The 20,312-nt window shown below is 36.1% G+C and carries 24 protein-coding genes; 18 read left to right on the forward strand and 6 right to left on the reverse strand.

What is annotated here, in order from left to right; genetic code table 11:
* The first annotated feature begins 26 nt into the window (after positions 1 to 26).
* From AC3FI7_RS19395 to AC3FI7_RS19405, 3 genes are all read left to right on the forward strand, one after another.
* Positions 27 to 854, forward strand: coding sequence for an alpha/beta hydrolase (locus AC3FI7_RS19395; RefSeq protein WP_491460720.1), 828 nt, complete (start codon positions 27 to 29; stop codon positions 852 to 854).
* 105 nt (positions 855 to 959) lie between these two features.
* A complete protein-coding gene (gene paaZ, locus AC3FI7_RS19400; RefSeq protein WP_491460721.1) occupies positions 960 to 3,455 on the forward strand; it encodes a phenylacetic acid degradation bifunctional protein PaaZ in 2,496 nt (831 codons plus the stop codon).
* 139 nt (positions 3,456 to 3,594) lie between these two features.
* Entirely contained in the window at positions 3,595 to 4,314 is a 720-nt protein-coding gene (locus AC3FI7_RS19405) for an XAC2610-related protein (protein ID WP_142726117.1), read from the forward strand.
* 27 nt (positions 4,315 to 4,341) lie between these two features.
* Here the strand turns inward: AC3FI7_RS19405 and AC3FI7_RS19410 are convergent, their stop codons facing one another.
* Positions 4,342 to 5,019 (reverse strand): CPBP family intramembrane glutamic endopeptidase, encoded by a 678-nt coding sequence (locus tag AC3FI7_RS19410; RefSeq protein WP_491460722.1) that lies wholly within the window; start codon positions 5,017 to 5,019, stop codon positions 4,342 to 4,344.
* A 196-nt stretch (positions 5,020 to 5,215) separates the two neighbouring features.
* Here AC3FI7_RS19410 and AC3FI7_RS19415 point away from each other — a divergent pair, with 196 nt between their 5' ends.
* Positions 5,216 to 5,902, forward strand: a complete 687-nt coding sequence (locus AC3FI7_RS19415; protein WP_491460723.1) for an SMUG2 DNA glycosylase family protein — start codon at positions 5,216 to 5,218, stop codon at positions 5,900 to 5,902.
* A gap of 85 nt (positions 5,903 to 5,987) precedes the next feature.
* Here AC3FI7_RS19415 and AC3FI7_RS19420 read toward each other — a convergent pair whose 3' ends face one another.
* Complete coding sequence (locus AC3FI7_RS19420) at positions 5,988 to 6,809, reverse strand: T9SS type A sorting domain-containing protein (protein WP_142726114.1); 822 nt, start codon at positions 6,807 to 6,809, stop codon at positions 5,988 to 5,990.
* Positions 6,810 to 6,845: 36 nt separating this feature from the next.
* Positions 6,846 to 7,397, reverse strand: coding sequence for a phage tail protein (locus AC3FI7_RS19425; protein WP_142726113.1), 552 nt, complete (start codon positions 7,395 to 7,397; stop codon positions 6,846 to 6,848).
* A gap of 254 nt (positions 7,398 to 7,651) precedes the next feature.
* Between AC3FI7_RS19425 and AC3FI7_RS19430 the strand changes: the two genes are divergently transcribed.
* The 11 genes from AC3FI7_RS19430 to AC3FI7_RS19480 all read left to right on the forward strand — a co-directional run bounded on the left by AC3FI7_RS19430 (position 7,652) and on the right by AC3FI7_RS19480 (position 15,108).
* Positions 7,652 to 8,416, forward strand: coding sequence for an enoyl-CoA hydratase/isomerase family protein (locus AC3FI7_RS19430; RefSeq protein ID WP_491460724.1), 765 nt, complete (start codon positions 7,652 to 7,654; stop codon positions 8,414 to 8,416).
* 184 nt (positions 8,417 to 8,600) lie between these two features.
* Positions 8,601 to 9,218 carry a hypothetical protein gene (locus tag AC3FI7_RS19435; RefSeq protein ID WP_142726111.1) on the forward strand — a complete coding sequence of 206 codons (618 nt, stop codon included), beginning with the start codon at positions 8,601 to 8,603 and terminating at the stop codon, positions 9,216 to 9,218.
* Positions 9,218 to 9,787, forward strand: coding sequence for a hypothetical protein (locus AC3FI7_RS19440; protein WP_491460725.1), 570 nt, complete (start codon positions 9,218 to 9,220; stop codon positions 9,785 to 9,787). The genes AC3FI7_RS19435 and AC3FI7_RS19440 overlap by 1 nt, the downstream gene beginning before the upstream one ends.
* A 232-nt stretch (positions 9,788 to 10,019) precedes the next feature.
* Positions 10,020 to 10,310, forward strand: a complete 291-nt coding sequence (locus AC3FI7_RS19445; protein WP_142726109.1) for a winged helix-turn-helix domain-containing protein — start codon at positions 10,020 to 10,022, stop codon at positions 10,308 to 10,310.
* A 68-nt stretch (positions 10,311 to 10,378) separates the two neighbouring features.
* On the forward strand, positions 10,379 to 10,666 hold the full coding sequence (locus AC3FI7_RS19450) for a hypothetical protein (RefSeq protein ID WP_228451323.1): 288 nt from the start codon (positions 10,379 to 10,381) through the stop codon (positions 10,664 to 10,666).
* A 30-nt stretch (positions 10,667 to 10,696) separates the two neighbouring features.
* Positions 10,697 to 10,993 carry a hypothetical protein gene (locus AC3FI7_RS19455; protein ID WP_491460726.1) on the forward strand — a complete coding sequence of 99 codons (297 nt, stop codon included), beginning with the start codon at positions 10,697 to 10,699 and terminating at the stop codon, positions 10,991 to 10,993.
* 23 nt (positions 10,994 to 11,016) lie between these two features.
* Positions 11,017 to 11,502: a Coq4 family protein gene (locus AC3FI7_RS19460; RefSeq protein WP_142726106.1), complete on the forward strand. Its 486-nt coding sequence runs from the start codon at positions 11,017 to 11,019 to the stop codon at positions 11,500 to 11,502.
* A gap of 359 nt (positions 11,503 to 11,861) precedes the next feature.
* Positions 11,862 to 13,232 (forward strand): DUF4153 domain-containing protein, encoded by a 1,371-nt coding sequence (locus AC3FI7_RS19465; protein WP_142726105.1) that lies wholly within the window; start codon positions 11,862 to 11,864, stop codon positions 13,230 to 13,232.
* Between the two features lie 6 nt (positions 13,233 to 13,238).
* On the forward strand, positions 13,239 to 13,910 hold the full coding sequence (locus tag AC3FI7_RS19470; RefSeq protein ID WP_142726104.1) for a DUF1361 domain-containing protein: 672 nt from the start codon (positions 13,239 to 13,241) through the stop codon (positions 13,908 to 13,910).
* An 86-nt stretch (positions 13,911 to 13,996) separates the two neighbouring features.
* Positions 13,997 to 14,536, forward strand: a complete 540-nt coding sequence (locus AC3FI7_RS19475) for a hypothetical protein (protein WP_491460727.1) — start codon at positions 13,997 to 13,999, stop codon at positions 14,534 to 14,536.
* A gap of 59 nt (positions 14,537 to 14,595) precedes the next feature.
* Positions 14,596 to 15,108 carry a hypothetical protein gene (locus AC3FI7_RS19480; protein ID WP_291905136.1) on the forward strand — a complete coding sequence of 171 codons (513 nt, stop codon included), beginning with the start codon at positions 14,596 to 14,598 and terminating at the stop codon, positions 15,106 to 15,108.
* An 88-nt stretch (positions 15,109 to 15,196) separates the two neighbouring features.
* On the opposite strand, the gene AC3FI7_RS19485 is transcribed toward AC3FI7_RS19480, so the two are convergent.
* The 3 genes from AC3FI7_RS19485 to AC3FI7_RS19495 all read right to left on the reverse strand — a co-directional run bounded on the left by AC3FI7_RS19485 (position 15,197) and on the right by AC3FI7_RS19495 (position 18,037).
* Positions 15,197 to 16,855 (reverse strand): S8/S53 family peptidase, encoded by a 1,659-nt coding sequence (locus AC3FI7_RS19485; protein ID WP_491460728.1) that lies wholly within the window; start codon positions 16,853 to 16,855, stop codon positions 15,197 to 15,199.
* 268 nt (positions 16,856 to 17,123) lie between these two features.
* A complete protein-coding gene (gene dtd / locus AC3FI7_RS19490; RefSeq protein ID WP_142726100.1) occupies positions 17,124 to 17,573 on the reverse strand; it encodes a D-aminoacyl-tRNA deacylase in 450 nt (149 codons plus the stop codon).
* An 8-nt stretch (positions 17,574 to 17,581) separates the two neighbouring features.
* Complete coding sequence (locus AC3FI7_RS19495; protein WP_142726099.1) at positions 17,582 to 18,037, reverse strand: hypothetical protein; 456 nt, start codon at positions 18,035 to 18,037, stop codon at positions 17,582 to 17,584.
* Between the two features lie 109 nt (positions 18,038 to 18,146).
* On the opposite strand from AC3FI7_RS19495, the gene greA reads away from it, so the two are divergent.
* The 3 genes from greA to clpX all read left to right on the forward strand — a co-directional run bounded on the left by greA (position 18,147) and on the right by clpX (position 20,310).
* Complete coding sequence (gene greA / locus AC3FI7_RS19500) at positions 18,147 to 18,617, forward strand: transcription elongation factor GreA (protein WP_142726098.1); 471 nt, start codon at positions 18,147 to 18,149, stop codon at positions 18,615 to 18,617.
* Positions 18,618 to 18,664: 47 nt separating this feature from the next.
* On the forward strand, positions 18,665 to 19,054 hold the full coding sequence (locus tag AC3FI7_RS19505) for an HIT family protein (RefSeq protein WP_291905128.1): 390 nt from the start codon (positions 18,665 to 18,667) through the stop codon (positions 19,052 to 19,054).
* Between the two features lie 68 nt (positions 19,055 to 19,122).
* A complete protein-coding gene (gene clpX, locus AC3FI7_RS19510) occupies positions 19,123 to 20,310 on the forward strand; it encodes an ATP-dependent Clp protease ATP-binding subunit ClpX (RefSeq protein ID WP_142726096.1) in 1,188 nt (395 codons plus the stop codon).
* Positions 20,311 to 20,312: the final 2 nt, after the last annotated feature.

Consider the following 20,312-nt stretch of genomic DNA (forward strand, 5'->3'; position numbering starts at 1 on the left):
CCCGTTAGGTTTAACAAAAAATAAATATGATTAAAAAAATTGCACTTGTATGCAGCATGATGTTGGCGATGAATAGTGTGGTGTCAGCCCAGACAGTTACTACAAAACCGCTTACCATAGGAGAAGTGAGGACGCTTAAGTCTAAAATGTTAAATGAAGACAGAACGTTGAATATTTACCTTCCACAAGGATATGATAAAACAAAATCGTACCCTGTGATCTATTTGTTAGACGGAAGTATGAATGAAGACTTTATTCACGTGACAGGATTAGTACAATTCTTTAATCAGATGTATTCCATGCCGGAAACCATTGTGGTGGGAGTTGCTAATGTAGACCGAAAAAGGGATTTTACCTTTCATACAGATTTAAAAGACCTGCAGAAAGATTATCCTACAACAGGACATTCAGATAAGTTTATTACATTCATGGAAAAAGAATTAAAACCTTATGTGGAAAGTCAGTTCAAAACTACGGACAAATATTTGTTCGGGCAATCTTTAGGAGGGCTTCTGGCAACAGAAATCCTTTTGAAAAAACCGGAAATGTTCAATAACTATTTTATCATCAGTCCAAGCTTATGGTGGGATGACGAAAGTCTTTTAAAAGAGGCGCCTCAATTACTTTCAAAATCTCCGGATACGAAAAAATTTGTTTACGTGTCTGTAGGAAAAGGAGAACATCCGGTGATGGTAAAAGATGCTGAGGCTTTCTACGATGTTTTGAAAAAAGCAGGAAAGAAAAACTGGACATTGGAATATAAAATGATGGAAACAGACAATCACGCAACCATTCTTCACAGAAGTTTATATGAAGGACTGGTGAAAATGTTTCCTTATCAGGAACCGAAATAAAAAAATAAATGTAATAATATACCAATGTGAAAATGTAACAATAAATCCATAGCAAACAATTATTGATAAACTGTTACACTGCTGCATTGATAAAGTAAATATTTTATGGAAAAGTTAAAAAACTATATCTACGGACAATGGGTAGAAGGTACCGGAAACGGAGTCCCTTTGTACAATGCCGTTACAGGAGAACAGGTAGCTGTTTCCGATACAGAAGGGCTTAATTTTGAACAGGCTCTTGACTACGGAAGAACCGTAGGATATAAAAACCTTTCTTCAATGACTTTCTACGACCGTGGGGAAATGCTGAAAAAAGTGGCACTTTACCTGTTGGAAAGAAAGAAAAAATACTACGAATTATCATACAAAACAGGAGCTACCCACGTGGATTCATGGGTGGATATTGAAGGAGGTTTCGGAACATTCTTTACTTACTCCGGACTGGCAAAAAGAATGCTTCCCAATACTTCATTTTGGGTAGATGGAGACACTCAGAAGATTTCTGCTAACGGAACTTTCTTGGGAACCCATATTCTAACACCTAGTGAAGGAGTTTCTGTACAAATCAATGCGTATAACTTTCCGGTTTGGGGAATGTTGGAAAAACTGTCCACATCTTTATTGGCAGGGGTACCTTCTATTGTAAAACCATCTCCTTTCGGATCTTACCTTACCAATGCTGTATTTCAGGATATGATTGAAAGTGGAGTATTGCCTGAAGGAGCTGTTCAGTTAGTGTGCGGAGAGCCTGGAAATATCTTAGATTATGTACAGGATGGAGATTCTGTATTGTTCACAGGTTCTGCCCATACAGGTAGAAAATTAAAATCACTTCCTTCTATTGCAGGAAATGCGGTTCGTTTCAATATGGAAGCAGATTCCCTGAACTGTTCTATTCTTGGATTGGAAGCAAAGCCGGGAACTCCGGAATTCGATCTATTCATCAAAGAAGTTCGTAACGAAATGACTACAAAAGCAGGACAGAAATGTACTGCAATCAGAAGAATCATCGTTCCTGAGCACTTAATTGGTGATGTTCAGAATGCTTTGTCTAAAGCTTTGGATCAGACAAAAATCGGAAACCCGTTAAGCAGGGAAACCAAAATGGGTTCTTTGGTGGGAAGGCAGCAATATGAAGAAGTTCTGAGAAAAGTAAACCTATTAAAATCAGAAACCGAACTTGTCTATGACGGAAAACATGAACTGGTAGATGCCAACTATGAAAATGGAGCATTCATGAGTCCGAAACTATTTCTGAACGACAAGCCTTTCGAAAAAAATATATCTCATGACGTAGAAGCTTTCGGTCCTGTATCTACATTAATGCCATATAAAGATGCTGAAGAAGCAGCTGCACTGGCAAAAAGAGGAAAAGGAAGTTTAGTAGGATCTATCATTTCCCATGATGAGAACTTTATTGCCGAAACTTCATGGAAAATGGCTTCCCAGCATGGAAGAATCTTTGTACTGAACAGAGATAATGCCAAGGAAAGTACAGGCCACGGTTCGCCACTTCCAACATTAATGCATGGAGGTCCTGGTAGAGCAGGTGGTGGCGAGGAAATGGGTGGATTGAGCGGTCTTCATTTCTTCCTGCAGAAAACAGCTATTCAGGGATCACCAGATGTATTGAAAGCAATTACCAAAATCTATCAGCAGGGAGCAGAGAAAAAATTCTCAGACAAACATCCTTTCCAGAAATATTTTGAAGAAGTGGAAGTGGGAGACTCTTTAGAAACCGCAGGAAGAACCGTTACGGAGGCAGATATCGTCAATTTCTCCAATGTTTCATGGGATCACTTCTACGCGCATACAGATGCTACAAGCTTAACAGGTACTATCTTTGATAAAACCGTAGCTCACGGATATTTCATTCTTTCAGCAGCAGCAGGACTATTTGTTTCCGGTAAAAAAGGACCTGTCATTGCCAATTACGGATTGGAAGACTGCAGCTTCTTCAAACCGGTATATGCAGGAGATACCATTACTGTTTATTTAACGGCAAAAGAGAAAATCAACAGAGGGGTAAAAGGAAGAAATATTCCTTCCGGCGTTGTAAAATGGCTGGTGGAAGTAGTCAACCAGAGAGATGAGGTGGTTTGTGTGGCAACAATCCTGACATTGGTAGCCAAGCAATCTCCTTTCATTGATCTGAATGTGAAAAATATTCAGAAAATGCTTAATGGATTGACAGAAAGCACTTCTCCACAATGGGGTAAAATGTCCCCACAGCAGATGATTGAACATTTAGAGAAAGCAGTGCTGGTGAGTTTTGGAGAACCTGAGGCTGAAAAATGTTTCACTCCTGAAGAAAACCTTGAAAAATGGCAGGACTCTCTATACAATCACAGAGCAATGCCAAAAGAATTTACGGCTCCCTTCTTACCAAAAGACGGCTCCCTTCCGGAACCTACCCACAAGAACCTGGAAGCGGCAAAAATCTCTTTCATGGATAATCTGAAGAAATTTGTAATCTACTACAAAGAAAATCCACAGGCAGAACACATGAACTATGTATTTGGAAAGCTGAATAAAGAAATGTGGGAATTGATGCACAGAAAGCATTTTACTCATCATTTCCAACAGTTCGGATTGATTTAATTCAAAATAAAATATAAATTTATAGCCCTTTTAGTTTTACATTAGAGGGGCTTTTTCATGACCCTTGTCAAGGGTAACAGATAATAAAAATTCCATCCAGCTTTAATTGTATTGATATTTTAATAAATTCAAAAAAATCATGAAATCTTTAAAAATCACTATTGTCTTTTGTGCTTTTTTATTTTTACTCTTTTTGTCCTGTTCGGGAAATCCTAAGCGAGATAAAGACGGCTATTTTTCTGAAGAAAAATTTGTAGATAGCTTGAATGCTGGAGAAAAAAGAAAAACTAAAGTTGAGTTTGAGAAGTTCAGACATACAGGTAATGGCGATGTATTTGTGTCAATTAAGTTTTATAAATCGGAAAAAAAGTGGATAAAAGGTGAAAAAACAGATATTGACATCTGGAGACTTACAAACAGTTTTAAGTTTGATAAAGATGGAGTAACAGGCTTAGATGTTCAGATCAGTGATTTTAATAATGATGGGTTTAATGATATAACCTATCAAAGTGCTATCGCCGGAAGAGGAGGGAATATCGTGATGACATTATTTGTTTATGATCCTGATAATAAAGATTTCATACACATTAAAAATTCTGAATCCTATCCGAACTTAACTTACAATGAAAAATTACACTGTATCAATTCTTTAATTTTGACAGGCTCTACCACAACGGTATTTCTTACAATCAAGAAAGACGCTCTGGAAGAGTTTGCCAGAGTAGATGTTTCTGATAAAATAGTGGTAGAAGAGAAAGGAGGTGACGGAAAATTCAGAGTTGTAGAAGAAAAACCATTCAAAGGAAATGATGAAGATTTTTATAAGACTTTTAAAAACTATAAGCCTTTAGAATATTAAGAGTATCTGTAAAAAACGTTTTCTATTTTATTTTCGGGATTTAAGTTTGAAATATCCATATAACAAAAGAGGTAAAGCAAATATCTGGAACAAGAAAACAAGCAGTGAAGGAATGCCTTCCAGATGGCTTTCATTAGCTTTCACAAAGAGCTGCCTGCCTAGCGGTCCATTTGAGAAGATGATAATATTAAACAAATTCCAACCCAGGTGGAGACCTATAGGAAGGTATAGCGATTTTGTTTTAGCAAAAGACAGAGCTAGCATCCATCCAAATATAGCAGTCATTACAAAAATAATTGCCATCTGAAAAGGATTTCCGAAAGCATTATAAGAAAACCAGTGATAGATACCGAAGCAGGCAGCAGAAAAAAGACACGCTTTAGTACTTCCCCATTTTTCAATAGCAAGATAAAGCAAAGCACCTCTGAAAAGCAATTCTTCAAATAATACAGATTTCAGAACCCACCATGAGTTCATTAATGCTGCCGAAAATGTTAGTTGCTTGTTCAGTATCAAGGTGTTATTGATGAATGCAGTTGTCAGAATATGGTACAGAGTACAAATCCCAGCAGCCAAAAGAAAACCAATGCTCCAGTACATGAGTCTTGTTGAGTTGGGCTTAAATCCTAAAACAGAGAGATCCCTTTTTGCTATGAATTTAAGGAGAAGCCATGAAATGATAAGCTCAATGATAATTCCGATCATGGGTTAAAAGTTTTTGATAGAATGAAAATCCTATTTTGTTGAAAACGAATATAATAAAAAAATAAATATAAATTAACAGCGAAAAATGAAAGCCAAAATAGGGCGATACAACTCCTTCTGATAATAATTTATATGAGTTACTCCTGGGTTCTGGCTATTTTTCATACATTAATAAGCGCTTTAAAATAGTGATTTCATGAACACAACTTTTGCAGACCATATCATTGAGTTTAATAAAAGTCTTAGATATACAGGAACTCTTCCTGAAGGATTTGAAGTTCTGAATCCCTATTTGGATAATCCCGAAACATTGACGGTTATGCAGAAATTTTATCAAAAGTACTATGATGATTCATCCCGGAGAAAATTTATGATTGGAATTAACCCCAGCCGACATGGAGCAGGGGTAACAGGGATTCCATTTACTGATACAAAAAGGTTGGAAAACGTCTGCGGAATAAAAATGGAATCCGCCCATACTCATGAAATTTCTTCTGTGTTTATGTATGATATGATTGAAGAATATGGTGGTGCAGACCTGTTTTACAGAGAGGTTTATATCAATTCTCCGTTTCCGCTGGCTATCGTGAGAAAAACAAAAACCGGCTGGCTTAATACCAATTATTATGATGATAAAGAATTATTCAATTCAGTAAAAGATTTTATGATCGAATCTCTGAAGAAGCATATCAATCTTAATCTGGACACCTCAGAAGTTTTTATTCTGGGTAAAAAGAATGCAGATTTTATTTCAAAATTAAACAAAGAAGCAAAATTGTTTGATACTATGACCGTTCTGGAACATCCAAGATATATTCAGCAGTATAAATCAAAAGAAAAACAGCTTTATATAGACAAATATATTTTAGCTTTGAAAAAATGACAAAATCCCTTTATTGAAAGGGATTTGCCATTTATGAATTAGAATCTTTAAGGGAACATGGAACTTATGTGCAATTTCATGGTTTTTAGTTTTTAATAACTTTGGTAGATTCTGTTGCTGTTTTGATAATATAAACTCCTTTTGGAAGCTCTGAAATATTGATTTCATTATTCCCTTTCTGAGTTTGTACCGTTTTCAGCAGTTTACCATCGAGGTTATATACTTTAGCTTCGCTGGCTTTTTCAGTCGTGATAGAAAGAGGCCCGTTGGTTGGATTGGGATAGACAGTCATGTTTTTTTGAGTGCTTTTAGCTTCTGATGTACCTAATACAAGATTGCTGTCTTTTACCCAGGTAAAAGCATCTAAACCTACGTAACGGAAGGCTCCGTTTGCAGTGATCTGCAGCTCATCAATTACAATGTTTGAATAATTTTGCCCGTTTAAGTTGGTAAGATCAATCAGTGTATATCCATTTGTGGTACCTAAACCTGTTGCAAATCCTGTAGTTTTGGTTTGTGTAAATTTTGTTACACCACTTAGCTTTCCGGTTACTGTAAGAGTCCCGGCCACATTCAGATCCAGGTTTAACGATGACAGGAACATCCAGAACCTGTTTACCTTAAATAAATTAGATGTAGTTTTAATACTAAATGATGGCGGAAACTGAGAGTCATTGGAATTATCAATGTACCGGTTATCATTCGCTGTTCCGCTCCAGCCTGTTCCCGGAAAATTCGCCTGAATGTCAAAGACACTTACATGTGAAATGATATTGAAAATGACTCCATTATCGGTGAAGCTTGTACTCCCGTTCGATTCCGTTTCAAATAATTCTGTACTGGTCTGCCCGAATGAGAAAATTGAAATGAGCAGACTACAGATGGTTAAAAAAGTAGTGCTTTTCATGATGTTTGTTTTAAATGTTAGGTTATAGTATGAATATTAATCCCTTGGTGGATAAATGCCTTCAACACAAATGATATAATTTAAGCCAAGATAAGGCGGCATATTATTTACCGGGATATTCTGCCCGATATAAGAAATACTTAGAGGATTAATGGTTGTATCAGGGTTGGCATCATTTACAAAACTTGGTACCGCGTTGAAATCTCTTCCCACTTGTGTTCCTGAAATAGCAATGGTTGAGGTGGCAGTAGGAGTAGATGAATTGGCATTCTTATTGGCTACTTTAAGCTGAAACCCGGCACCTATACTTGGAAGATTTGATGATAAAAGAGTATTTTGTGTAGTACCGGAAACTATTCCCAAAGGATAATTTTCTCCGGAATTGACATTTCCTGCCCCTAAAGCCATACGTCCTTTTAAGTTGGGTAAAGCGAAAGTCGTGATACCGTCTCCACCATAAGTGGTTCCTAAAATAGAGAATAAGGCAGAATTTCTGGAAATACTGATTAAGCTTCCATCGCAAAACATCCAGCCTCTGGGTGCGAAATTTCCTGCAAATAATTTTACAATTCCAATGTACTCGTCCATGATAATACGTTTTTAGTTTTTAAATTTCTTACTCTGTTACAGGCTTTTCAGATTCCGCCATAGGTTATTATTTCTTAGTCCAAAGGAACGATTAATAGCTGCGAGGTACTAGAGTAGAAAATACCAAATTGAAAACTCCGTATTTCTACGTAATAATGCCATGAATTATGCTGGCTTAAAAAGAAAATATGGGATTTAAGTTTCTCTGAACGAGCTGTATTTCGTATTTTTGTAAGAATCCAATAAAAATAAAAATGAGCGAATTTGTAGCATCAAAAATTAAAAATAATATTGCCGAAATCAGTTTCGGAACCCCTAAAAGTAATTCTCTGCCGGGAGCAATTTTAGAAAAACTTGCAGCAACCATCCTTGAAGAAGGATCGAAAGATGAGGTAAAAGCTATCCTGGTAAAAAGTGAAGGTGAGAAAGCATTCTGCGCAGGAGCAAGCTTTGATGAACTTTTAGCGATTGAAGAGCTGGAAGCTTCCACACAGTTTTTCGGTGGTTTTGCTAAAGTTTTAAATGCCATGAGAAACTGCGGAAAGATCGTGGTTGTTAGAGTTCAGGGAAAAACAACTGGCGGCGGAGTAGGAATTGCTTGTGGGGCGGACTACTGTTTTGCAACAAAAGACTCAGCTTTAGCACTTACTGAGATTAATCTTGGAATAGGACCTTTTGTAATAGGACCTTATGTAGAAAGAAAAATCGGAAAGTCACAATTCTCCGCAATGGCCATTGATGCTGATTTCAGATCTGCAGAGTGGGCTGAACAGCATAATATTTATCATTCTGTTTCAGATACCATCCAGGAAATGGATGATAAACTGGAGAAGTTTTTACAGACACTAGCTTCAAGAAGCAGTGATGCTTTAGCATTAATTAAAAAAGTTTCGTGGGAGGGGACGGAACACTTCAATGAACTGATGCCTGCAAGAATTCATATGAGTGCCAGTCTTATCCTTGAAGATTCTGCCAAGAAAAATATTGAATCCATTAAAGAAAGGTTAAGAGTGAAATAATTTTCCTCTTAATTTTTAAATAGAATAATTCTCATTCAACATACTATCCGGAGAAACAAAATTTTTCTCCGGATTTTTTAATTTATAGTGTTAAAATCGGTTATGAAAATTATTTTCAAAATTTTACAGTAAATCATTGGGAGATTAAAAATAAATTATAACTTTGTAATTCAAAGTTCTTTTTATGGATTCAAAAAACTATCACGAAGACTTATCCCATATCCGTTCCATGATGGAGCGGTCTTCCAGATTTATTTCTTTAAGTGGGTTATCAGGAGTTGTTGCAGGGTTGACAGCAATTATTGGAGCAGTATATGTGTATTTTGTTTTTCAGAGAGAAGGAATCAGTTATTTTGATGGGGACAGAAACATTTTGGGTCCTGCTCTGGTGAAAGAACTTGTTCTTATTGGGGCCGTTATTTTGGTGGTTGCTGTCCTTAGCGGTTATATTTTTACGGCTCATAAAAGTAAAAAGAAAGGGTTGAAAATCTGGGATGCTACAACAAAGCGTCTTTTAATTACCTTCGCTGTGCCTTTGGTCGCAGGAGGAGTTTTTTGTCTCGCACTTCTTTACCATCATCTTTTCGTTTTCATTGCTCCGGCTACACTCATTTTTTATGGATTGGCTCTGGTGGCAGCAGAACGGTATACATTAACGGACGTAAAGTATCTGGGATATTTTGAGATTGTTTTAGGACTTATTTCTTTATTCATTTTAGGATGGGGATTGCTATTCTGGGCGATTGGTTTCGGTGTTTTGCATATTATCTATGGATTGATTATGCATAAGAAGTACAAGTAATGGGAATTGGTCTTGTCATATTAATACACCTTTTTATGCTGCTTATTCTTAGCTCTATATTTGCTATATTAAGCTGTACATGTACTTATTTTGTCAGTAAAAAAGAAAATAGGAAAAGAAAAATAATATTTGCATTTATAAGTCCTTTTGTCATATTTTATACTTTTTATATTGTAGGAATTATCAGTTTATCAATTGTATCCGAAAATAAAAAAGTAGATATGGGAATTGGTGATGCATGGTATGTTCCCTTGAAAAATGACTATCAATTGCTATTTATCGATGTTCCAGAACAGGCAGGTATCAATAAAGAAAATGGAGTGACAGTGATTTCTGAGGTAGAAAAAATAGAAGAGAATGCAACTCAGATTTTTGGAAAAACAGCAGGTAATAGATATTTCTTATTAGATACAAAAACTGATGATCTGAAAATATTTGATACTGATAAAGAATTATCAGCCTTGCATGCAGATAAAAAGCTCAATCTGGTAGAGACAACAGAATTTTATTCTAAAAGAAAAAATGATATTATGGGTTACTGGCCTTTATTGATATTTTTTTTTCTCTAATGATCAGTGCTGTAGCAGTGTATATATGGAAGCTAATACTAATTTTTTAATAGCAGGTGGAATTAAATAATATAATAAAGTTTTCTGAAAGGAACAGTTTTTTTAATTCTTATTTTGTCCCCGTTTAAGCAAAGGAAAATTATAAAAATTATAATTCTGCAATTGTAGAGGGCTAAGGAGAATAAAAAATGGTCAGATTTTGACTATTTCAAAACAAAAGATATAAAATAAAATGATCAAAATAAATCAACTCAATAAAGAATTTGAAAGCCGTGTAAGATTAGGCATTATGTCTGTTCTCATGGTGAACGACTGGGTTGATTTTTCTGAAATGAAAGGACTGCTGGAAATCACGGATGGAAATCTTGCCAGCCACAGTAATGCATTGGAAAAAGCAGGATATATAGAAGTTAAAAAAGAATTTGTCGGGAAGAAACCTAAAACCTCTTATCGCGTTACACAGAAAGGAAGGCAGGCATTTACTGAGCATTTAGATGGCCTTGAAAAATTATTGGGACGATAGTCCTATATTTTTTTGAAATTTTACTTTGAATTACAAAGTACTTTATATTTTTAAAATTAAATAAAATAATGACACAAAAACAAACAACACAAACAATTTATGCCCTTCCATTGGCTTTACTCAGTATCCCATTGGTAGGAAATCTATTTTCGAAGGAAGTTAACTGGTCAGGATCAGATTTTCTGATCGCAGGAATCTTGCTTTTTACAACAGCTTTTCTCATCAATCTGGTCAGAAACAGAATAAAAAAGCAAGGCCAGAAAGTCTTAATCGTTATTTTTATTTTACTGGCTCTCGCATTAATCTGGCTTGAACTTGCAGTAGGAATTTTCGGAAGTCCGTTTGCGGGAAGTTAAAGCTCTGTTTATTATGCTAACTCAATAACGATGAAAGATTCAGAAATAATAAATCTAGGCAAGGCTATATTCGGAGTGTTTTTTTCAGTGGGAACTTTCTGTCTTTTAGGAGCACTTATCACAAAGAATGACTGGTTTGCCGGAGTAGGTTATTTGTTAATTGTTTTTGGAGTGCCAGTCAACTTATTATGTATCCTGGGATTTTTGATAAAAGGTATTATTGACAGATCAAAATTCAAAGAATGTATGATAGCAATACTCATTTTGACAGCCAATATTCCCATTGCATGTCTGTATGCTATTATAGGGTTGGGGCATTTCGATTAATATCCATAAATATCAATACTATTATGAAAAAAATACGCGTTCAGTTTCTGCTTTTTGTATATGATAAAACTCAAAAACTATACAGAAAATATTTTAAAAAGAAAAAAAGACAATGGCAGTTCAATGAGAAACAACTGCTGGAATTCCAGGAAGATTCTTTAGGACGAAAACTTGGAGAATTCTACAGGAAACATGGTTTTTCAATGATTCCCAAAATGGAAAACCATGATGTTCATCATCTGATTACCGGCTGCGGGACCAACTTCGAAGATGAAATTGCCATGCAGTATCTGCTCCTTGGAAATGGTAAACTCAATGCACACCTTCTGGCTGCAATCGTATTAGGAACAATTATTCTTCCGGAATATGTGAAAATTTATATCAAAGCTTACAAAAAAGGTCAGAATATGAGAACTTTTTATCATTGGGACTTTGAAGAACTGCTCTGGCAGAATTATGAACATATCAAAGACTTTATTCAACAGAAAGAGACGGTAGTTCTCCATTAAGCTTAAAAGATAATGGGAAAGATAAAATTCAGTCTGTTAGGAAAAAAGACATTTCTGATTTCCTTTTTAATAGGTACATCTTTATTGCTGTTATTTTGGATAACGGAGGCAGATTTCCTGATCATATGGGGTTTTTATTATGTAGTGATTGCTGCCGTAGCTAATCTGCTGATCACTCTATATGAACTCATGGAGTATCTGAGTGATATATCGGAAAAAAAATGCAATGGAAACTCTGTACTCCTATTATTGCTTAATATCCCTATTGCTTTTCTATATCTCACTCTGTTCTTTAATTTTTGCTAATCCAATACTGATAGAGATAACTTTTCATTTAAATCTTTTCAATAATTAACCTCATGAAAACACATCATTATATATTTCTTACGGCCCTTTTATTTGTCATTGTCTTCTACGATCAGGACATAGGGCTGAATCTTGGAATTCTGGGAATCACTTATGCAATGCTGGCTTTGTTCAGAACGCCGGAAAAAAATAAAACCAGAACAATGTATATCCTTTTTGCAACAAGTATTCTGTCCAGTATTGCATTTGCCTGGTTTGGAGATTTTCCATCTTTTATTGCAGTAGGGAGTTCATTGCTTTTATTGGGATACAAATCGAAAAACAGAAGGTTGAAGATCCTATTTTTGATTCCGGTTTTTGTAGTGAATTGCTGTACATCATTTTGTCGATTTTTTAGTTTTGATGAATGGCTGCCTAAAAAAAATGTTCCCGGATTATGGCAAAAGACACTGGCTTTCATTTTGATTCCGCTGGTGCTGGTTTCTGTCTTCTTTGGAATTTATTCTGCAGGAAGCGATCATTTTGCAGCATTGTTCACAGATTATGAACTGGATATTAATCTGTGGCAGGTGTTCTGTCTTTCTGTTTTAGGGTTCTTTATTGCCTTCAATTATTGGAACTATGCTGTGGAAAGACTGATCTATAAAAACAATCATGTTCTGGACAACGAGTTTAACGGGGATTCCCGGATTCCAAAGGCTACCTATTCTTTCCTCGACCTTGATACCGAAAGAATGAGTGGAGTCATCTCTTTTGTTCTGCTGAATATTTTACTGATCTTCTTTATTGTTACATATAATTATGAACAGTTTTATGAAGCGGTAAAAACTCCCGTTCAGTTGTCAGAAGAAACCCATGAAAGAGTAAACGCAGTGATCATGTCTATTGTAATGGCTATTCTCGTGATTATGTTTTATTTTAAATCCGGATTTAATTTTGATCCGAAAGCGGGCTTGTTAAAAATATTAGCTAAAATTTGGATTTTTCTCAATGCTGTTCTTGTTCTGTCTGCCGCACTTAAAAACTATGAGTATATCGTTAATTATGCGTTTACCTATAAAAGGCTGGGTGTTTTTGCATTCCTTCTTCTGTCAGTGATTGGGCTGGCTTTAACCTTCATTAAAATTCAAAAGAAGAAAAGAAATATTTTTCTTGTCAATTCGATGGTATGGTATGTTTACGGAACCGTTTTAGTGTGCAGCTATTTTAATTGGGGTGGTTTTATTACCTCTCAGAATATGAAAAGAAAAGATTTTGCCGTCAATTATCATTTAACATCTGTCAATTTCAGCGATAAGGCACTCCTGAGATATGCGGATGAAAAAAATGATCAGAAACTTAAAAAGACCATACAGAATAAAGTGAAAAATGAAACATCCAAAACCTTTCTTTCCAAGATTCTCTATTATCAAACCATTCAATAACTGATCATGAAAAAACTAGTTGGATCCTCAAGGTTTAAAATCAGTATGCTTCTCGTATTAATGACCGCATTCTGTTTCAGTCTCTCTGTTTTCAGATATTATATCAGTGATACTAAAGTCTTTTTATTTCTCAACTGGAATCTTTTTCTGGCATGGATTCCTTTATTATTAAGTTCCTTTATTCTTGCTTTTAATATCAGAAGCAGAATCTCACTGATCTTTATTATCATAATCTGGATTCTGTTTTTCCCCAACTCACCCTATATTCTTACTGATCTTTTTCATCTGAAAGCAAGAAATGAAATACCCATCTGGTATGATCTGATTGTAATTCTTTCCTATGCCTGGACAGGATTGATCTGCGGTTTTATTAGCCTTAATGATATTGAACAGCGCCTTTCATATTATGGTAAAAAAAAATTGATCACCGGGTTAATAATCTTTTTCCTTTTCATGAGCAGCTTCGGAGTTTACCTTGGGAGGTTTCTGAGGTGGAACAGCTGGGATGTGCTCAATAACCCTTTTGGTCTCTTCTCTGATATTATAGTGAGATTCATCTATCCGATGGAATACACCAAGACATGGGGTGTTACTGTTTTAATGGGGTTGATGCTCAACTTTATGTACTTTACATTTAAATGGGCAGGAACGAATGGGCAAAAAGAATTACAAACATAAAATAAACTATTACATGGATTGGAACAGTTTTAGCATTTCATAGTGCTCAACAGGATATATGTTGCCCGTTTTTAAAATTAATTATTATGAAAAAAAGCTTATTGTTAATCCCTTTGATTATTGTTGCCTGTAAAAAAGAACCTGCCGTGGCTGATGTCCCTGATAAGGATTCTACAGTTGTCACAGAAATGCCGGACTCGGTTGTGAAGACTGATTCTGCTGCATTGATAAAAAGAGATTCAATTATTAACAATGCCCCGGCTACCAAAGAAGTTCTTCGTAAAGGTGTAATGAGAGATGAAAAGGAAGGACAGATTATAAGAACTGCTGATGCTAACCAGCTGCCGTTTACTATTGGAGAAGAATTTACAAAAGATGATCAGGACCTTGTTTTAAAACTGACTCATTATGACCGTCCCAATATCAAAGCAAAAATTTCTACAAAAGAAAAAGATTTCAATATCAGATTCAATCAGATAAGACTTCCTAACGGGAACTATGATGGCCCCTTCGGAAGGGAAATTACTTATGAAACCCCTGGAAAGGGTGAGCTATGGCTGATTATCGGGAAAAGTAATATGGCTTCCGGAAATACTAAAGGAAGCTTTACGGTAAGCATAGAATAAGACTCGATCAATTTGGTACAATTTCTGCAAACTATTTTCTGAAATTTAAATTTTAAAATATGAAAAATATAGTTCTAACAGCAATGGCCGCCTCAGCAGTACTCGTAAGTTGTGGAACCGTACAGTCGCTGGTTCAGAATACATTTCCATACACAACGAATGTTTTGGTGTCTACCGGTGTACCGGCAGATAAAGAAGTTTCTTCTACGGCTACAGCAACTAATGTACAGACATGGTTCGGAGGTAATAATAACGCAAAGATTAAAGATGTAAGAATTTCAGATGCTAAAATTTCTGTAGCATCCCCTTCGGGAGGTAATCTTAGTGCATTCAAAACCGTTAAAATTTACGTTTCATCCAACGGAACGGGAGAAAGATTGGTTGCGTCGCGATCCAATATCTCCACCAACTCCTCCAGCTTAAATCTGGATCTGAATGACACAGGATTTCTGGATGAAATTGTAAAAAGCTCAGGTTTGACAGTAAGAACAGTGTATGAACTGAGGAATCAGACTTCTTCAGATATGAACATTAAGGTAGCGCTTAATTTCAACAGCGTTCCTGCACAATAAAAAGGATAAAAAATTAGTATTAAAAACCCTCTTCCAGAATACTGAAAGAGGGTTTAATGTGAAGTAAAATGATATAAAAATTTTAAAACTATATTTTGGTTAATTTTTCAACAACTCTTCTCTGGCCTTCATTAATATTGATAATGTACTGTCCGGCTGGCAGTTGTGAAATATCAATTTTTTCATGAGATAAGACAGAGCTTTTAATCACTGTTCGCCCCTGAAGATTGATGATTTCAATATCCAGCTTTTTATTTTCATTACTTTGAATAGCAATGGAACTGCTGGATGGGTTAGGATAAATTGCAACCTCTAACGCAGGCAAAGTCTTAACAGGTGTGGCAAATTTACTTTCCAGCTGAAGTATAGCATTTTTAACATTAGGAAGTGGCCCGATCTTTTGCCCTGTTACCGTTCCGCCTTGTGGAATTCCCGTAGAAATTAAAAGATTCCTCATGGCAGTCGGTGTCAGATTTTGCCCGGTAATCTGACGGTAAAATGACTGAATTAAAATAGCTGCAGAAGCTACTACTGGTGTAGCAGAACTTGTACCGCTGAAATAGTTATACGTTCTGTTGTTGTCATTATCATATTTCGCGTATGATCCATAACCCGCAGCCATCACCGTGCTTCCCCAGCCCTGTACATCCACTCTGTTTCCGTAGGTGCTGAAGCTTAATTTTGAATGGGTTGTATTGGGAGACCCTGCTCCTACAATGATTGCACCGCTGTTTCCTCTTGCAAGATATGTTGCATAGAACGGATCATCAAGATTCTGGTTACCATTACCTGCAGCCGCAATGATGATAATTCCCGAATCAGTAGCCGCTTTGGTAAGATCCCAGATTACTTTATCATATTCAGCAGGACAATACTGGCCGTCTTTTCCTCCGGTCTGCATTTCATAAAGGATAATATCTCCGGCCTGAGACGCATTGATAGATCTGCTCACCGCAGAAGCTCTGTTGTAACCTACAGTGGTCCATTCCATATATCCTTTTATTTCAGAAGTACTGTAAGCCGCTCCTGTAAGCCCGATGTTGTCTTTTACTGAGCCTAAAATACTCACTACAGCAGTTCCGTGGTCACGGTAATTATTATTCGCTAATCCTGCATTTGGGGAATATCCGGGTTCAAGTTGTATAGAATTCTGATTAGATAGCATTTCATGGGTTTTGTAGAATCCATATTCCACATCTCTTACCCGTATGTTCTGCCCAGTGATTCCTTTGGACCAGGCGTATTTGGCATTGATGCCCGGGTTGTCGTTGAGGTAAGTCTGTAGACTTTCTAAATCAGGTGTCGCCACAAAAGCATTGATCAAAGGAGGTTCAACAGGATCAGCACTCATTACGGATACATATTCTATTTCAGAGAATTTTTCAAGAGTCTGAATGATTTTCTGAGTAGATTCACGGTTTTGAAGAGGGATATCGGCTTTATAAATCCTTTTCAGTTTTTCCACAGATTCTGTGGAATTGCCGATTGATCTGCTGCTTCTGGCCATTTCATCAAGTTTACCTTCTGTAAAATCGAGATCATATCTGAATGAAATGTGATTCTCTCTTGAAAACCTTTCCAGATCAGCGTTCCTGCTGAATGCTGTTTTTTCAGAGTTGATGCCTTTCGAAAAGCATACATAAATTATTGAATTTTTGTCATCAGCCATCTTGTGCTGGATGTCCTGTCCAAAAGAGATGGAAGAGCAGAACGCAAACAATGCGAAAAGGTTGATTTTTGTTTTCATACTATTTTGTTAAATGGTTGTGAATCAGTTTTGATTTACTTCAAAAATAATAATAAAACAAAAACAAATCACATTTTTGTGAATTTATTATTGGAAAATTTATCACCACCTTCTGCATCGGAAATTTTATCGTCTAGGAAGGATAACTTCGCAGGTTTTAAAAACCTCTGTGATTTAAAGGCTGATACATTTTATGCTTATCAATCAAAAAAAAACGTTCCAACAAAATTGAAACGTATTGCTTTATGGTTATATTTATTTTCCGGATTTAGCTTTTGGTGATCGAATCCATTACAATAGTGACCGGTCCATCATTGATCAGGGATACTTTCATGTCTGCCCCAAAGATTCCGCTTTCCGTTTTCAATCCGGATTTGCTTATTTCATTCTTAAAATAATCAAAAAGAGGAACTGCTTTATCAGGTTTTGCTGCTTTTATAAAAGAAGGACGGTTTCCTTTCTTATAATCAGCAATCAATGTAAACTGACTGATACAAAGGATTTCTCCTGCAATATCCTTCACGGAAAGATTAAGCTTACCTTCTTCATCCCCAAAGATTCTTAGGTTTAAAACTTTCTGTACAAGCCAATCTGCATCAGCTTTTTCATCATTTTCATCTATACCGGTCAGGAGCATTAATCCTTTACCGATTTCACCGACAGCTTTTCCTTCTACCTGTACACTGGCTTCAGAAACTCTTTGTATAACAATTTTCATCTTGTATTCTAATAATAAACATTTAACGTTTTACTTGCAGCATCATAACTGTACGGATACGTTTTAGGAGGAAGTGATGTTTTAGCGCCGGATTCCGGCTGACCTGTCGCTAAAATCCATCTGGTATTATCCTGTGGACATACAATGGCAATATTATCTTTTACTTCAAGGGTTGTATTGTTATCAGGACATATATGAGGCGCGTTTCGGTCATAGACTTTAAATCCGTTGGCCGTTCTTACAATAATCAGACCTCTTGTTCCGGATTGTTGTTCATTAACATAAATCCAGCCATTAATATTGTTTAAGGCATAATATGCGGGCAGATTTAAATTAAGGGATACATTGATGGGAGTATTGGGAAAGCAGTTTACCGTATCTTCTCTGCTTCCACAGGAGTTGATGGTTAAATTACTGAAAATCAATAAACTGAAAATAGATAAGATTGAAAAAGTTTTTTTCATTTCAATTTAAATTTTTATATATTTGTAAAAATTAAACGATTACAACACGAAAACATTGTCCGGCAAATGTCGGATTATTTTTTTATACTAAAACTAAATTTTGAAAATTATGGCAAGCTATGTAACTAAGGAGGGCCTGGATAAAATGAAAGCTGAGCTGGAACAGTTGGAAACTGTGGAGAGACCAAAAATTACTCAGCAGATCGCAGAAGCAAGAGACAAAGGAGATTTGTCGGAAAATGCAGAATATGATGCGGCCAAAGAGGCTCAGGGAATGCTTGAGATGAGAATTTCCAAGCTGAAAGACGTAATATCTACTTCTAAAATTATAGATGAAAGCCAATTAGATACTTCAAAAGTTTCGATCTTAACAACAGTGAAACTTAAAAATAATGCTACCAAGCAGGAACAGGTATTTACATTGGTACCGGATAATGAGAGTGACCTGAAGACAGGTAGAATTTCTGTAAACACGCCTATCGCAAAAGGTCTGTTAGGAAAAGCTATTGGCGAAACTGCTGAAATCACTTTACCGAACGGAAATAAACTGTCTTTCGAAGTATTAGACATTTCTTTATAGTCTGATACCTATTCTGTTTCTAAATATCTAACCAAACTTCTGATAAAATGAGCACTATATTCACGAAAATCATCAATGGCGAAATTCCCTCTTATAAGATTGCTGAAGACGAAAACTTTATTGCATTTTTAGACGCCATGCCTTTGGTGAAAGGACATACTCTGGTTGTCCCTAAAAAAGAAGTGGATTTGATTTTTGATCTTGAAAGTGAAGAATATAAAAACCTCTGGGGATTTGCCCAGAAGGTAGCCAAGAAGATCAAAACTGCAATTCCATGTGTAAGAGTAGGAGTAGCGGTAGTAGGACTTGAAGTCCCTCATGCACATATCCATCTGATTCCTTTAAACAAGATGGAAGACATGAATTTCAGAAATGAAAGATTAAAATTAACGAACGAAGAATATACTGAGATTCAACACTCAATTATTAATTCTTAACCACCGGAAAATCGTAAAAAAGTAATTTTTTACGATTTTCTTTAACATATACATATATATTATATCATATGAATTCCAACCAATGTTCTTTCTGTGGCAGAAAAAGAAATGAAGTACAGATGCTGATTTCTGGGCAGAATGGTTTTATTTGTGAAAATTGTATAGAACAGGCACATGCCATTGTAAAAGACAGTGCATCCAAAACAGGTTATTCCCCTGCAGGCACTATGGATGAGCTTAAAAAGCCCAAAGAGATCAAAGAATTTCTTGATCAGTACGTAATAGGGCAGGATCAGGCCAAGAAACAGCTTTCAATTGCTGTATATAACCATTATAAAAGATTGCTTCATGCTCAGGACGAAAACAGAGAGGTGGAGCTGGAAAAATCAAATATTATCATGATCGGGGAGACCGGAACAGGTAAAACCCTTCTGGCAAAAACAATTGCCAGAGAACTTAATGTTCCTTTCTGTATCGTGGATGCTACCATTTTGACGGAAGCCGGATATGTAGGCGAAGATGTTGAAAGTATTCTTTCCAGACTTCTGATGGTGGCAGATTATGATGTGGAAAAAGCTGAAAAAGGAATTGTTTTCATTGATGAGATTGATAAAATTGCAAGAAAATCAGATAATCCAAGTATAACAAGAGACGTTTCCGGAGAAGGAGTACAGCAGGGATTGCTGAAACTGTTGGAAGGAAGTATCGTAAATGTTCCGCCACAGGGAGGTAGAAAACACCCGGATCAGAAATATATTCAGGTAAACACTCAGAATATTTTGTTCATAGCCGGAGGAGCTTTTGACGGAATCAAAGAGATCATCGAAAGACGAATGAATAAGCAGGCCATCGGTTTCAGCTCCGAAAAGATCAACAAAGTAGATGAGGATGAATATGTATTAACAAATATTAATGCAATTGATCTGCGTACTTTTGGATTAATTCCGGAACTTTTGGGGAGATTTCCAATCATTACTTACCTTGATAAACTCACGAAAGAGACTTTGGTAAGAATTATGAAGGAACCTAAAAATTCAATTGTAAATCAGTTTGTGGAGCTTTTCAAAATGGATGGCACAAATTTGGTAATCACAGACGGTGCAATTGAAAAAATTGTTGAAGAAACTATCGAAAAAGGACTCGGAGCGAGAGGGCTCAGAGGTACCACAGAAAAAGTTTTGGAAGACTATATGTTTTCAATCGGAGAGGAGAAAGAGATTGTCTTAACAGAAGATAATGTTTTGATTAATAGATAAAA

This window comes from Chryseobacterium sp. TQ-BC-N36, from assembly GCF_058382295.1.

Excerpts from the sequence above, each read along its gene's own strand:
- AC3FI7_RS19395 (WP_491460720.1), top strand. The coding sequence starts at position 27 with ATGATTAAAAAAATTGCACTTGTATGCAGCATGATGTTGGCGATGAAT.
- paaZ (WP_491460721.1), top strand. The coding sequence starts at position 960 with ATGGAAAAGTTAAAAAACTATATCTACGGACAATGGGTAGAAGGTACC.
- AC3FI7_RS19405 (WP_142726117.1), top strand. The coding sequence starts at position 3,595 with ATGAAATCTTTAAAAATCACTATTGTCTTTTGTGCTTTTTTATTTTTA.
- AC3FI7_RS19410 (WP_491460722.1), bottom strand. The coding sequence starts at position 5,019 with ATGATCGGAATTATCATTGAGCTTATCATTTCATGGCTTCTCCTTAAA.
- AC3FI7_RS19415 (WP_491460723.1), top strand. The coding sequence starts at position 5,216 with ATGAACACAACTTTTGCAGACCATATCATTGAGTTTAATAAAAGTCTT.
- AC3FI7_RS19420 (WP_142726114.1), bottom strand. The coding sequence starts at position 6,809 with ATGAAAAGCACTACTTTTTTAACCATCTGTAGTCTGCTCATTTCAATT.
- AC3FI7_RS19425 (WP_142726113.1), bottom strand. The coding sequence starts at position 7,397 with ATGGACGAGTACATTGGAATTGTAAAATTATTTGCAGGAAATTTCGCA.
- AC3FI7_RS19430 (WP_491460724.1), top strand. The coding sequence starts at position 7,652 with ATGAGCGAATTTGTAGCATCAAAAATTAAAAATAATATTGCCGAAATC.
- AC3FI7_RS19435 (WP_142726111.1), top strand. The coding sequence starts at position 8,601 with ATGGATTCAAAAAACTATCACGAAGACTTATCCCATATCCGTTCCATG.
- AC3FI7_RS19440 (WP_491460725.1), top strand. The coding sequence starts at position 9,218 with ATGGGAATTGGTCTTGTCATATTAATACACCTTTTTATGCTGCTTATT.
- AC3FI7_RS19445 (WP_142726109.1), top strand. The coding sequence starts at position 10,020 with ATGATCAAAATAAATCAACTCAATAAAGAATTTGAAAGCCGTGTAAGA.
- AC3FI7_RS19450 (WP_228451323.1), top strand. The coding sequence starts at position 10,379 with ATGACACAAAAACAAACAACACAAACAATTTATGCCCTTCCATTGGCT.
- AC3FI7_RS19455 (WP_491460726.1), top strand. The coding sequence starts at position 10,697 with ATGAAAGATTCAGAAATAATAAATCTAGGCAAGGCTATATTCGGAGTG.
- AC3FI7_RS19460 (WP_142726106.1), top strand. The coding sequence starts at position 11,017 with ATGAAAAAAATACGCGTTCAGTTTCTGCTTTTTGTATATGATAAAACT.
- AC3FI7_RS19465 (WP_142726105.1), top strand. The coding sequence starts at position 11,862 with ATGAAAACACATCATTATATATTTCTTACGGCCCTTTTATTTGTCATT.
- AC3FI7_RS19470 (WP_142726104.1), top strand. The coding sequence starts at position 13,239 with ATGAAAAAACTAGTTGGATCCTCAAGGTTTAAAATCAGTATGCTTCTC.
- AC3FI7_RS19475 (WP_491460727.1), top strand. The coding sequence starts at position 13,997 with ATGAAAAAAAGCTTATTGTTAATCCCTTTGATTATTGTTGCCTGTAAA.
- AC3FI7_RS19480 (WP_291905136.1), top strand. The coding sequence starts at position 14,596 with ATGAAAAATATAGTTCTAACAGCAATGGCCGCCTCAGCAGTACTCGTA.
- AC3FI7_RS19485 (WP_491460728.1), bottom strand. The coding sequence starts at position 16,855 with ATGAAAACAAAAATCAACCTTTTCGCATTGTTTGCGTTCTGCTCTTCC.
- dtd (WP_142726100.1), bottom strand. The coding sequence starts at position 17,573 with ATGAAAATTGTTATACAAAGAGTTTCTGAAGCCAGTGTACAGGTAGAA.
- AC3FI7_RS19495 (WP_142726099.1), bottom strand. The coding sequence starts at position 18,037 with ATGAAAAAAACTTTTTCAATCTTATCTATTTTCAGTTTATTGATTTTC.
- greA (WP_142726098.1), top strand. The coding sequence starts at position 18,147 with ATGGCAAGCTATGTAACTAAGGAGGGCCTGGATAAAATGAAAGCTGAG.
- AC3FI7_RS19505 (WP_291905128.1), top strand. The coding sequence starts at position 18,665 with ATGAGCACTATATTCACGAAAATCATCAATGGCGAAATTCCCTCTTAT.
- clpX (WP_142726096.1), top strand. The coding sequence starts at position 19,123 with ATGAATTCCAACCAATGTTCTTTCTGTGGCAGAAAAAGAAATGAAGTA.